This window comes from Streptomyces sp. NPDC021012 (assembly GCF_044333355.1).
Taxonomy (GTDB): Bacteria; Actinomycetota; Actinomycetes; order Streptomycetales; family Streptomycetaceae; genus Streptomyces.
Genome location: NZ_JBIRQU010000003.1, coordinates 855,556 through 868,460, shown reverse-complemented (window position 1 = coordinate 868,460; position 12,905 = coordinate 855,556). Strand labels below are relative to the sequence as shown.

At 72.7% G+C, this 12,905-nt stretch carries 7 protein-coding genes; 2 read left to right on the top strand and 5 right to left on the bottom strand.

Annotated features, from left to right (window positions below):
- The first annotated feature begins 54 nt into the window (after nt 1–54).
- Together ACH4TP_RS13765 and ACH4TP_RS13760 are read left to right on the top strand one after the other, a co-directional pair.
- Entirely contained in the window at nt 55–2,199 is a 2,145-nt protein-coding gene (locus ACH4TP_RS13765; RefSeq protein ID WP_398437717.1) for an alpha-galactosidase, read from the top strand.
- 506 nt (nt 2,200–2,705) lie between these two features.
- Complete coding sequence (locus tag ACH4TP_RS13760; RefSeq protein ID WP_398437714.1) at nt 2,706–4,133, top strand: GH1 family beta-glucosidase; 1,428 nt, start codon at nt 2,706–2,708, stop codon at nt 4,131–4,133.
- 68 nt (nt 4,134–4,201) lie between these two features.
- On the opposite strand, the gene ACH4TP_RS13755 is transcribed toward ACH4TP_RS13760, so the two are convergent.
- The 5 genes from ACH4TP_RS13755 to ACH4TP_RS13735 all read right to left on the bottom strand — a co-directional run bounded on the left by ACH4TP_RS13755 (nt 4,202) and on the right by ACH4TP_RS13735 (nt 12,832).
- Nucleotides 4,202–6,196 (bottom strand): TIM-barrel domain-containing protein, encoded by a 1,995-nt coding sequence (locus ACH4TP_RS13755; RefSeq protein ID WP_398437712.1) that lies wholly within the window; start codon nt 6,194–6,196, stop codon nt 4,202–4,204.
- A gap of 135 nt (nt 6,197–6,331) precedes the next feature.
- On the bottom strand, nt 6,332–7,885 hold the full coding sequence (locus tag ACH4TP_RS13750; protein ID WP_398437710.1) for an alpha-L-arabinofuranosidase B: 1,554 nt from the start codon (nt 7,883–7,885) through the stop codon (nt 6,332–6,334).
- A 254-nt stretch (nt 7,886–8,139) separates the two neighbouring features.
- Entirely contained in the window at nt 8,140–10,422 is a 2,283-nt protein-coding gene (yicI, locus tag ACH4TP_RS13745) for an alpha-xylosidase (protein ID WP_398190033.1), read from the bottom strand.
- Nucleotides 10,419–11,819, bottom strand: coding sequence for a GH1 family beta-glucosidase (locus tag ACH4TP_RS13740; RefSeq protein WP_398437708.1), 1,401 nt, complete (start codon nt 11,817–11,819; stop codon nt 10,419–10,421). The genes yicI and ACH4TP_RS13740 overlap by 4 nt, the downstream gene beginning before the upstream one ends.
- Nucleotides 11,820–11,848: 29 nt before the next feature.
- Entirely contained in the window at nt 11,849–12,832 is a 984-nt protein-coding gene (locus ACH4TP_RS13735) for an acetylxylan esterase (protein WP_398437707.1), read from the bottom strand.
- Nucleotides 12,833–12,905 lie beyond the last annotated feature (73 nt).

The following is a 12,905-nucleotide window of genomic DNA, read 5'->3' as shown; positions in this document are numbered from 1 at the left end:
GCGGCGCGGCACCCGTCGGGCACTGGACCAGGACCACCCCTGAACGAGGACGAAATGACTGAGGCGGATCTCGTCGTACTGTCGGCCGGTGACACGGCCCTCGCGCTCGACGCCACCGGGCCCGAGATGCCCCGGGTACTGCACTGGGGCGCCGATCCCGGCTTCCGCGCCGGTGATGCCGCGCAGGTACTCGACGCCATGGGCCGAACCCCGCGCCACCAGGCCGGGAGCCTGATGCCTTCCCAGGGGCGGGGCCGGGGTTGGTTCGGACGTCCGACCCTCGCCGGGCACCGCGACGGCCAGGTCCGCCCGACGCGCTTCGAGCTCGCCGAACCGGTCGCCGTACGCGCCCAGGACGGCCGGGGCGGCACCCTCCACGTGCGGGCCCTGGACCCCGGCGCGGGGCTCGCGCTGCACACCGAGCTGCAGATGACGGAGCAGGGCGTGGTGCGGCTGCGCCACACCCTGACCAACACGGCGACGGACACGTACACCCTGGACGTGCTGGCCTGCGTGCTGCCGGTGCCCGCCCACGCCGCGGAACTGCTGGACTTCGCCGGCCGCTGGGCCCGTGAGCGCTCCCCGCAGCGCTCCCCGCTGCGGCAGGGCGTCTGGTCGAGGGAGAACCGGCGCGGCCGCACGGGCTTCGACGCCGGGCTGCTGCTCGCCGGCAGCGAGGGCTTCGGCTTCCGGCACGGCGAGGTCTGGGGCGTGCACCCCGCCTGGAGCGGCAACCACGTCCAGTACGCGGAGCGGCTGGCCGACGGGACGACGGTCCTCGGCGGCGGCGAGCTGCTGGACGCGGGCGAGATCCGGCTGGCGCAGGGCGAGTCCTACCGCACCCCGTGGGTGTACTTCGCGACCTCCGGCACGGGTCTGGACGGAATCAGCCGAGGGTTCCACGACATGCTCCGGGCCCGGCCGCAGCACCCGACCACCGACCGGCCGGTCACCATGAACATCTGGGAGGCGGTCTACTTCGACCACGACCCCGAGCGGATACGCGCCCTCGCGAACACCGCGGCGGCGGCCGGCGTGGAACGGTTCGTCGTGGACGACGGCTGGTTCCGCCACCGCCGCCACGACCGGGCCGGCCTCGGCGACTGGTACGTCGACGAGAAGGTGTGGCCCGACGGACTCCGCCCGCTCGCCGACCACGTCCACGGGCTCGGCATGCAGTTCGGCCTCTGGTTCGAGCCCGAGATGGTCAACCCCGACTCCGACCTGGCCCGCGCCCACCCCGACTGGTTCCTCGCCGACCCCGAGCGCCTCCCGTTCGAGCAGCGCGGCCAGCACGTCCTGGACGTCGCGCACCCCGACGCCCACGCCTACCTGCTGGAGCGGATCAGCACCCTCGTCGGGGACGTGGGCATCGACTACATCAAGTGGGACCACAACCGCGACCTCGCCGACGCCGTCCACGACGGCCGGCCCGGCGTGCACGCGCAGACCACGGCCGTCTACCGGCTCCTGGACGAACTGCGCGGCCGCCACCCCGGCCTTGAGATCGAGTCCTGCTCCTCCGGCGGAGCCCGCGCCGACCTCGGCATCCTCGAACGCACCGACCGGATCTGGGGATCGGACAACATCGACCCGATCGAACGCCAGGCCATCCAGCGCTGGACCGGCCTGCTCCTGCCCTACGAGCTGATCGGCTCCCACATCGGCTCCGCCCCCGCCCACATCAGCCACCGCGACACCACGCTCGCCTTCCGCTGCGCCACCGCCCTGTTCGGACACGCCGGCATCGAATCCGACATCTCGAACTGGTCGCGGGACGACCTGACCGCGCTGACCGCGTGGGTCGGCGCCTACAAGCAGCTGCGCCCGCTGCTCCACGGCGGCGACGTCGTCCGCACCGACCACCCCGACCCGGCCGCCTGGGTCCACGGCGTCGTCTCGCGGGACCGGGCCCACGCCGTCTTCGCGTACGTCCAGCTGGAGACCTCCGTCGCCGAGAACGGCGCGCCCGTACGCCTCCCGGGCCTGGACCCCGAGACCCGCTACGTCCTACGGGTGCGCCCCGAACTCTCCTCCCCCGAGCACACCTGGCCCGCCTGGGCACGGCGTACGACCGCGCTCACCCTCACCGGCCGGTACCTCGCCCGAGTCGGCCTCGCGGCCCCGGACCTGACCAACCGTCCGGGCCACGTGTGGGTGGTCGAGGCCCAGGCGCAGCCGTCGTCCTCACAGGAGTGATCCTCCGCCCATCGCAGCACGACGAGGAGGGCCCGTACGTCCGCCGCTGTCATCACTCCCAGACGCCAGCCCACGACCCGTACGAACACCTCGGGAACTCGCCGCGCCACCACCTGCGGCAAGCTCCGTCAGAGCGTCCCGATGGACACCCCGACCGGGTCCCGTCGAGCCGGAAGGCCAACCTTCGGGGTTTCACCGTCCCCCGCCGTGGTGCGGAGCCTCGCGCGTCAACTCCAGCAATTCCCTTCCCGCACAAGCCTCTTGACGCGCTGATACCGCTTCCCTGGGTTGAGCCAGGCATCGAAGCGCTTCGATCGACTCGTCCGACCGGCAACCGCCGCACCGAGCCGCTCACGAATCACTGGGGTGAGGCGCACTGACGGTGGAGGAAGCGCTGGGACACCAGCCGCATCCCGCCGAACCCGCCCGCCCCCTACCTGCTCCAGGCCGACACCCCTCGGCCGGTCGGCCCCCTGTCCACCACATTCCTCGGGAGCACACCCCTCATGACCACGGCCCCGTCCGACAACCGCCCCGCCCGGCGCCCGTTCCCGACGGGCTTCGCCTGGGGCGCGGCCACCGCCGCCTACCAGATCGAAGGGGCCGCCACCGAAGACGGCCGCACCGCCTCGATCTGGGACACCTTCAGCCACACGCCCGGCAGAACCGAGAACGGCGACACCGGCGACACCGCCGTCGACCACTACCACCGCTTCCGCGAAGACGTCCGCCTCATGGCCGACCTCGGCCTCACCGCCTACCGCTTCTCCATCGCCTGGCCCCGCGTCCAACCCACCGGGCGCGGCCCCCTGTCCCCCCGCGGCCTCGACTTCTACCGCGCCCTCACCGACGAACTGCTGGAGCACGGCATCGCCCCCGCCGCCACCCTCTACCACTGGGACCTCCCCCAGGAACTCGAAAACGCCGGCGGCTGGCCGGCCCGCGACACCGCCCACCGCTTCGCCGAGTACGCCGCCCTGACCGCCGAGGCCCTCGGCGACCGCGTGCCCACCTGGATCACCCTCAACGAGCCCTGGTGCAGCGCCTTCATGGGGTACGCCGGCGGCGCCCACGCTCCCGGTCGCACCGACCCCGCCGACGCGCTGCGCGCCGCCCACCACCTCAACCTCGGCCACGGCCTCGCCGTGGGCGCCCTGCGTGCCGCGCTGCCCGGCTCCGCCCGGCTCTCCGTCTCGCTGAACCTGCACGCGGTGCGACCGCGCAGCGACCGCCCGGAGGACCAGGAAGCGGCCCGCCGGATCGACGCCGTCGGCAACCGGATCTTCACCGGCCCGATGCTCAAGGGCCGCTACGACGACGACCTCCTCAAGGACACCGCCCACCTGGTCGACTGGGACGCCCTGCTCCACGACGGCGACCTCGCCGAGACCTCCCGCCCCATCGACCTGCTCGGTCTCAACTACTACGCCCCGACCGTCGTCTCGTCCCCCGCCGGGGGCCGGCGCCTCCCGCGCGAGGACGGGCACGGCACCGGCTCGCACTCGGTGTGGCCGGGCGCCGAGGACGTCGCCTTCCACCGCGCCGACGAGAACGTGACCGCGATGGGCTGGCCGATCGACCCGACCGGCCTCTCCGACACCCTCACCGCCTTGCACCACGAGTTCGGCCTGCCCCTGCTCGTCACCGAGAACGGCGCCGCCTTCGACGACACCGTCTCTCCCGACGGCACCGTCCACGACCCCGAGCGGACCGCCTACGTCCGCGGCCATCTCGAAGCCGTCGCCGACGCCATCGACGCCGGCGCGGACGTCCGGGGCTACTACCTGTGGTCGCTGATGGACAACTTCGAGTGGGGGCACGGCTACAGCAAGCGCTTCGGCATCGTCCACATCGACTACGCCACCCAGAAGCGCACCCCGAAGTCCAGCGCCCACTGGTACTCCGCGACCATCCGCCGCGGCGGACTGGACTAGGCCTTCGGTGCGGGAACGGCAGCGCGCCGCGCCGCGGGGGAGAGCCTGTACGGCCGTTCCTTCCTTCGTCAGGCCTCAGAAGGGGTCAGTCGGGCCGCGACGTCGGCGCCTTCCCGTACGAAGACCGGTATGCGCTCCAGCGGGGCCTCGGCGTCGAGGGTGGTTCCGCCCTCCCGTGCGCGGCCGGTGGCCGGGTCGAGCCAGCGGGTGCCGAACGGCAGGTACACCCGGCGGGCCCGGGCGCCCTCCTCGTACACGGGTGCCACCAACAGGTCGGGGCCGAGCAGGAACTGGTCGTCCACCTGCCAGGAGCGCTCGTCCTCGGGGAAGTCGAAGAACAGCGGGCGCATCGGCGGGGCGCCGGTGCGGTGGGCGTCCTCGGACAGGCCGTGCAGGTAGGGGCGCAGGCGCTCGCGCAGCAGCAGGTGGTCGCGGAGGATGCCGTACGCCTGCTCCCCGTACGACCAGACCTCGTTCGGCCCGCCGGTCATGTCCGTGGCGAAGGCGGGGTGGTTGGGCTCGCGGTCCCCGTGCAGCCGCATGACCGGGCTGAAGGTGCCGTACTGGAACCACCGGATCAGCAGTTCGCGGTACGCCGGGTCGTCCGGGTCGCCGCCGAAGAAGCCGCCGATGTCGGTGTTCCACCAGGGGATGCCGCTCATCGCGACGTTCAGTCCCGCCCTGATCTGGCGCCCGAGGGAGTCGAAGGTGGTGGGGATGTCGCCGGACCACAGCAGGGCCCCGTGGTGTTGGCTGCCCGCCCAAGCCGAGCGGATCAGCGACAGCGGCCGGTCCTCGCCCACCGCGCGCAGGCCCTCGGCCACCGCGCGGGCGTGCTCCAGCGGGTAGAGGTTCGCGGCCTCGGCGGCCGGCCCCGCCGCGTAGACGGCGCGCTCGGCGAGGCCCGGGGGCACATCGGGTTCGCAGGCGTCCAGCCAGAAGCACGCCACGCCCAGCGAGCGGTAGTTGTCGTTCAGCCGCTGCCACAGCGCGGCGCGCGCTCCGGGGTGGGTGGCGTCGTAGTACGCCATCGGACGGATCAGCGCTTCCCCGGCGTACCGGGACGGCCACGGGAAGGTGAGCAGGCCGCCGTCCGCGTCCCGGACGAGGTGTCCGGCCGAGCGCAGTTCCCCGTACGCGTCGCTTCCGGGCTCGACGGTGGGCCACACCGAGACGGCGAGCTTCACGCCGAGGTCCGTCAGCTCCTTGACCATGGCGGCGGGGTCGGGCCATTCGCTCTCCTCGAAGCGCCAGTCGCCCATCCTCCGCCAGTGGAAGAAGTCGCAGACGATGACGGACAGCGGCAGCCCGCGTTCCTTGTACTGCCGGGCCACGGCGAGGAGTTCGTCCTGGGTGCGGTAGCGCAGCTTCGACTGCCAGAAGCCCGAGGCCCATTCGGGCAGCAGGGGCGGGCGGCCGGTGGCCCGGGTGTAGGAGTCCAGGATCCGGGCCGGGGTGTCGCCCGCGGTGATCCAGTAGTCGATGCGCCCGCCGCCGTCGGCGGTCCACCGGGTGGTGTCGGCGCCCAGTTCGACGCGGCCGGTGGCGGGGTTGTTCCAGAGCAGTCCGTAGCCGCGCGAGGAGTGCAGGAAGGGGACGGCCGCCACGGTGTTGCTCTGGACGAGGTCGATCACACAGCCCTTCTGGTCCAGCCGCCCGTGCAGGTGCTGCCCCAGGCCGTGCAGCCGTTCACCGTCGTAGGCCTCGAAGGACTGCTCCGTCCGGCCGCCGGCCGCGTGGACGCGGGAGCCGGTGTGGAGCGCGTGCGGGCTGCGCTCGGCGAGGAGTTCGCGGCCCGAGACGGCGTCGCGGAATCGCAGCCGGCCGTCCGCCGAGGCCTCGACGGCGATGCCGCCGTTGACCAGGCGGGCACTGCCGTCGTCCGACACGGACGCCTCGGCGTGCGGGGCGGGTCGCGGGTCCCCCAGCGCGCCGGGGGCGGTGGGGTCGATGGTCCCGGACGAGGCCCGCACCCGGACGGCGTCCGGTCCCCAGGGCTCGATGCGGAGGATCTCTGCGGCGGTGTGCCGTTCCAGGGCGCCCGCGCGGATGCTGTAGGACAAGGGTCGGCTCCTCTGCTCTCGGGGTCGGTCGGGTGGTGCCGCTGCCGTTTCCGGACTCCTCCGTCGCGCGGGCCGGGCCCGCCACCGCCGGCGGAGCGGTGGCGGGCCGGTGCGCGGTGGTGCTGCCCCGGTGGCTCAGCCCCAGGGCTGGGCGATGAGCCAGCTGGTGTCGGCGGCCCAACTGGTGCCGCTGTCCCAGCTGTTGGAGCCGCCGTTGCTCGCTATGTAGGCCGTGTAGTTGTAGTGCCGGATGTACTTCGTCGGGAAGTTGACGGACTGGAAGGAGGTGCCGACCCCGCTGTTGCCCCTGGTGGGGCAGAAGGTGGCGTCCTGGGCGAAGGCGCCGGCGCCGTTGTCGAAGTCCAGGTAGAGCTCGTAGTTGTAGTGGTGCAGGAACTTCCCAGGACTGTTGGCGGACTCGAAGGAGAGGCAGGAGGTGTCGGCCAGGCCGGTGCGGACGATCCAGGTGGCGTCGGCCTTGTCGGTGGCCGAGCTGGAGGAACCGGTGCCAGCGATGACGACCTTGTTGTCGGCGTCGTCGTGGCGGAGGTAGTGCGAGGTGCAGCAGGGCGCGGTGGTGGCCTGCAGGGAGATCCGGGAGCCGGGAGTCAGCGTGCCGGTGCCGGTCGAGCCGCTGTTGTAGCCGGCGGCGGTGATGTTGGCCTGGACCGCGTTCTCGGTGGCGTCCGACGGGTAGCCCTGGGTCATGACCCCTTCGTAGAAGGTGCCTTGGGCCCACTTGCTGTTGTCGCCGCCGATGCCGAGGATGATCGCGCCCTCCTTGTGCATCGGGTTGTAGCCGGTGGCGTTGGGGCGCGCGCCGCTGTAGAAGGTGGACAGGCCGCCCGACCGCGCGTCGCCCCCGCGGAGGGCCCACTGGTTCGGGCCGCCCTTGAGCATGGCGGTCAGGAACCGGTTGCCGACGCTGGGGTCATTGGCGTTGAACCCGCGGTTGACCCCGGAGAACAGGCCGTTCTCCAGGTCGGCCATGACCCAGGGGCCGTTGCCGCTGCCCCAGCCCCAGCCCTTGTTGTCGCCGAAGTAGAGGGCCTCCATGTGGCCGTTGCCGGTGTCCAGGTTGTTGGTCTCGGCGTTGCCGTAGTCGAAGCAGCAGCCGCCGTTGAAGTGCGTGCCGTCGAAGATGGCGTACATGCCCTCGGGCTGGTCGCCGGTGGCGATGCCGTTGGTGTTGTTGTTGCGGTAGCCGGTCCCGGGGGCGACGTAGACGCCGTACGCCTTGTGCCCGCCGACGGTGACCGGCGCCTCGAAGGCGTTGGCGAGGTTGTCCGGCCCGCCGGCCGCCCCGCCGGCAGGCGCCTGGGTGAGGTGGTTGCCCTTGCCGGACTGGTCGTAGAGGACGGTGATGACGCAGCTGGTGCCGGCGCAGAAGGAGTCCTGCGCGGCGGCGTCGGCGTATCCGCCGGCGCTCAGCGGCCCGATGTCCCTGGTTGCGCTGTCGGAGGCGCGCCTGACCTGGTACAGCGGGCCGTTGTACGCCCCGTACAGGGCCCGGGTGGTGCTGTGCGCCGCCACGCACGGCGTGCCACCGGCGAGGTAGATGTCGCACGGCCCCTGGGTGGCCGCCTGCGAGGTCCCGGCCGTTGCGGTGAGCAGGCCGGCGGAGAGCGCGGCGGTCGCACCGACCGCGAGGAGGGCGCGCCTGGCCCTGCGGATCGACGATTTGATCATGAAGTACTCCATTCACCGGGTGGGGTGCGGGGTGAGCGGTTCGGTTCGGCTCCCTCCGTCGTCGCCACCGGCCCCGACTCGGCCTGCCACGCTTTGTTAGCGCTAACAATTCTGGCCGGAAAAGGGCGCGCGTGATGACGGCACAGACGCCTCCCGTGCCACAACGGCATCACTATGGCCAGCCGGTCGCGGGGGTGGCAATACGGCGACGGCAGGATTCCGGGTGGAACCCCGCCGTCGGTGCGGGTACGGGTTCAGACCGGGAAGGGCAGGTCCGCCTCGTGGGTACCGGCCGGGTGGACGTGCGGGACGCCGTCCGGGCCGCCGATCCGCAACTGCCAGGGGTGCGGGCTGTCGGTGGTCACCCGGAGGCGGTCGCCGGTGCGGCGCAGGTGGAAGCGGGCGCTCTCGCCGGGGCCGTCGCCGCGCGGGACGACCACGGTGCGCTCGGCGCCGTCGGCGAAGGCGTGGACCCGCAGCTCGACGCCCTCGGCCCAGGCGGAGACCGGACGCTGGTCGTCCGCCCCGAGCGGGATGACCGAGTCGGGGCGGGCGAGCAGCGGCAGGGTGTGGAAGCCGTGCCGCTCGCGCACCCAGCGCGGGCCGTCGACCCGGTCGCCGGTCAGGATGTTGGTCCAGCTCCCCTCGGGCACGTAGTACTCGACCGTGCCGTCCTCGGTGAAGACCGGGGCGACGAGCAGGTCGTCGCCGAGCAGGTACTGCCGGTCGAGCGCGGCGGCGGCCGGGTCGTCCGGGAACTCCAGCACCATCGCGCGCATCACCGGCACGCCGGTGGTGTGCGCCTGCTGGGCGGCCCGCTGGAGATAGGGCGCCAGGCGGTGCTTGAGCAGGGTGAACTCGCGGGTGACCTCGACGGCCTCCTCGCCGAAGTCCCACGGGACGCGGTACGACTTGCTGCCGTGCAGCCGGCTGTGCGAGGAGAGCAGGCCGAACTGGGTCCAGCGCTTGAAGACCTCGGGGGTCGGGGTGCCCTCGAAGCCGCCGATGTCGTGGCTCCAGAAGCCGAAGCCTGACAGGCCCAGGGAGAGCCCGCCGCGCAGCGACTCCGCCATGGCGTTGAAGTGCGACTCGCAGTCGCCGCCCCAGTGCACCGGGTACTGCTGGCCGCCCGCGGTGGCGGACCGGGCGAACAGCAGCGCCTCCCCCTCCCCGCGCTCCTCGCGGAGCAGCTCGAACACGGTCCGGTTGTACAGCTGGGTGTAGTAGTTGTGCATCCGCTCCGGGTCGGAGCCGTCGTGCCACACCACGTCGGTCGGGATGCGCTCGCCGAAGTCGGTCTTGAAGCAGTCCACGCCGATGTCGAGGAGGGTGCGCAGCTTGTCCCCGTACCAGTCGCGGGCGGCGGGGCTGGTGAAGTCCACCAGGGCCATGCCCGGCTGCCACAGGTCCCACTGCCAGACGCTGCCGTCCGGGCGGCGCACCAGGTGGCCCTCGCGCATGCCCTCGGCGAACAGCTCCGACTTCTGCGCGATGTAGGGGTTGATCCAGGCGGAGATCCGCAGCCCCTGCTCCTTGAGCCGGGCCAGCATGCCGACCGGGTCGGGGAAGGTGTCCGGGTCCCAGCGGAAGTCGCTCCACTGGTACTCGCGCATCCAGAAGCAGTCGAAGTGGAAGACGCTCAGAGGGATGCCGCGTTCGGCCATGCCGCCGACGAAGCGGTTGACGGTGGCCTCGTCGTACTCGGTGGTGAAGGAGGTGGTCAGCCACAGGCCCAGCGCCCAGGCCGGGGGCAGCGCGGGGCGGCCGGTGAGCGCGGTGTAGCGCTCCAGGATCGCCTTGGGGGTCGGGCCGTGGACGACGAAGTACTCCAGCGACTGGTCCTCGACGCTGAACTGCACCTGGCCGACGGACTCGGAGCCGATCTCGTAGCTGACCTTGCCGGGGTGGTTGACGAAGACGCCGTAGCCCCGGTTGGTCAGGTGGAACGGGACGTTCTTGTACGCCTGCTCGCTGCTGGTGCCGCCGTCCGCCTGCCAGATGTCCACCACCTGGCCGTTGCGGACGAACGGGGTGAACCGCTCCCCCAGCCCGTAGACCAGCTCGCCGACTCCCAGCGAGAGCTGTCCGAGCATGTGGTGCCGGCCCCCGGCGTCGGTGACGAATCCGGTGCCGCGCTCCCCCACCGAGGTGAGCACCCGGTCGCCGGCGCGGAACTCCAGCCGCCAGGGCCGGGAGGTGTCCACCCGCAAGGTCAGTTCGCCGGCACTCAGCTCGACCACGTCACCGTCCCGGCTCACCTTCCCCTGGCCCTGCTCGGCGCCGGGCAGCGCGAACTCGGGACCGCTCCGCACCGCACCGGCGTGGTGGGTGGCGCGCACCCCGATCACGCCCTCGGCCGGGGACCAGCATTCGACGGTCAGCAAGGGGCTGTTGAGCGTGTCACCGCGGCCGCGCACGTGCTTCACGGGCGCGTAGAGGGTCATCCGGTCCTCGCCGGCGCGGACGTCGGCGACCTCGGTGGCGTAGCGCGCGGTGACGCCCGGGCGCATCAGCCAGTAGCCGTCGGTGAACTTCATCGGGCAGGTTCCTCCGTCCGCGCTCGGTGCGCGGTGATCAGGCCCCGGTACCAGTGGTAGCTGTCCTTGGGCGTTCGGGTCAGGGTTCCGTAGTCGACGCGGACCAGGCCGAAGCGCTGCTCGTAGCCCCAGGCCCACTCGAAGTTGTCCATCAGCGACCAGACGTAGTAGCCGCGCACGTCGACCCCGGCCGCGACGGCGTCGGCGACGGCGGCGAGGTGGCCGGCCAGGTAGTCGGTCCGCTCCGGGTCGTGGACGTGGCCGTCGGGGGTGACGCCGTCGGCCTCGGCCGAGCCGTTCTCGGTGATCCAGACCGGCGGCAACCGCGGGTAGCGGGAGTCCAGGTCGACGAGCAGCTCGGTGAACGCGGCCGGAACGACCGGCCAGTCCATGGTGGTGAGCCGGGTCCCGTACGGGTTCGACTCGGCCGCGCCGATGTCCGTGGCGGTGCGCCGTTCGGGGTCGTCCTCGCGGTGCGGGGCGGCCTCGATGGTGAGCGGCCGGTAGAAGTTGATGCCGACGAAGTCCAGCGGCGCGCCGATCAGTCGCAGGTCTCCCGGCAGGCGCCAGGGGCCGTCGGCCAGGCCCGCCCAGGTCTCGCCCTCGTGGTCGGGGTAGCCTCCGGCGAACAGCGGTTCCGTCCAGACCTCGTTGTGCAGGACTTCGGCCCGGCGCAGGGCGGCGAGGTCCTCGGGCCGGTCGGAGGCGGCATGCAGCCGCTCTAGGTTGAGCGTGATCCCCACCTCGCGGGCGCCGGCGGCGCGCAGCTCCCGGACGGCCAGGCCGTGGCCGACCAGCAGGTGGTGGGCGGCGGCCAGCGCCCCGCGGCCCTCCCGCGCGCCGGGCGCGTGCCGGCCCTCGGCGTAGCCGACGAAGGCGGTGCAGAACGGCTCGTTGAGGGTGATCCAGCGCTCGACCCTGTCCCCGTAGCGGTCGGCGGCGACGGCCGCGTACTCGGCGAAGGCCTCGGCGGTCTGCCGCACCCGCCAGCCGCCCCGGTCCTCCAGGGCCTGCGGGAGGTCCCAGTGGTACAGGGTGACGGCGGGCGCGATCCCTGCGGCCAGCAGTTCGTCGAGCAGCCGGTCGTAGAAGTCGAGGCCCTTCGGGTTGACCGGGCCGGTGCCCTCGGGCAGCAGGCGCGACCAGGCGAGGGAGAAGCGGTAGTCGTCGACGCCGAGCTCGCGCAGCAGCGCGACGTCCTCCGGGTAGCGGTGGTAGTGGTCGCAGGCGGTGTCGCCGGTGGCACCGCCGAGGGTGCGGCCCGGGGTGTGGCTGAAGGTGTCCCAGATGGACGGGCCGCGGCCGTCCTCGTCGTGGGCGCCCTCGATCTGGTAGGCGGCGGTGGCGGCGCCGAAGCGGAAGCCGGCGGGCAGTTCCGGGAAGGCCGGAGAGGTCACGGGCGTCCCGGCACCGGAGGGCACGGCGCTCACAGCTGCGGCGCCAGCCCGCGCTCGCGCAGCCAGGCCAGCTGGACGGGCGGGTTGGCGCCGCAGCCGCCGCCGTGGTCGGCGAAGGGCCACACCGTCATGGTGCGGTCCTCGCCCGCGTAGTGGTTGAAGGCGGCGTAGACGGTGCGGGGCGGACAGATCGGGTCCATCAGGCCGACGCTGAACAGCGCCGGGGCCGTGGCCCGCTGGGCGAAGTGCACGCCGTCGAAGTGGTCGAGGGTGTCGAAGGCCTGCCGCACACGGTGGGGGCTGTGCCAGCGCAGGTACTTGACGATCTCCTGGTACGGCCCCTCCAGGGCGGTCTGCGCGCCCTCCCTGAAGTGGCACAGGAACGGCACGTCCGGCATCGTCGCGGCCACGCGGTCCCCGCTGAGCCCGGCGACGGCGAGGGCCAGTCCGCCGCCCTGGCTGCCGCCGGCCAGCACGATCCGGTCGCCGTCCAGACCGGGCAGCTGGGCGACGGCGTCCACGGCGCGCACGCAGTCGGTGATCAGCCGCCGGTAGTAGTGGTTCTCCGGGGAGTCGATGCCGCGGGTCATGAAGCCTTCGACCCACTGGGTGCCGTCGCCCTCGCCCCGGTCCGGGGTGTCCCGGCCCTGGCCCCGGCTGTCGACGACGAGCTGGGCGTAGCCGGCGGCGGACCAGAGCAGGTGCTCGGTGGGCAGTCCACGGCCGCCGCTGTAGCCGATGTAGGTGACGACGACGGGCAGCGGCCCGTCCACGTCACGCGGGCGCACCAGCCAGGCGGCCACCGGCTCGCCGTTCCAGCCGGGGAAGCCCACGTCGTCGACCTCGACGGTGCGCAGCGCGTACTGCTCGGTGACGCGTTCGGCCTTGACCGCCCCGCCGTGCGAGCGGGCTTCGGCGAGGGTCCGGCGCCAGAACTCGTCGAAGCCCTGCGGGACGGGCGCCTCGGGCCGGAAGCCGACGAGTTCGTCGGGACCGGGATCTGTGAGTGGCATGGGGAATTCCTCCTGGTGGTGACGGGGGTCGGCACGGACTCGCCGGCGGGCGGCGGATCCCGGAACCGGGCAG

Coding starts and splice junctions, on each gene's coding strand:
- ACH4TP_RS13760 (WP_398437714.1), top strand. CDS start 2,706: ATGACCACGGCCCCGTCCGACAACCGCCCCGCCCGGCGCCCGTTCCCG.
- ACH4TP_RS13750 (WP_398437710.1), bottom strand. CDS start 7,885: ATGATCAAATCGTCGATCCGCAGGGCCAGGCGCGCCCTCCTCGCGGTC.
- yicI (WP_398190033.1), bottom strand. CDS start 10,422: ATGAAGTTCACCGACGGCTACTGGCTGATGCGCCCGGGCGTCACCGCG.
- ACH4TP_RS13765 (WP_398437717.1), top strand. CDS start 55: ATGACTGAGGCGGATCTCGTCGTACTGTCGGCCGGTGACACGGCCCTC.
- ACH4TP_RS13735 (WP_398437707.1), bottom strand. CDS start 12,832: ATGCCACTCACAGATCCCGGTCCCGACGAACTCGTCGGCTTCCGGCCC.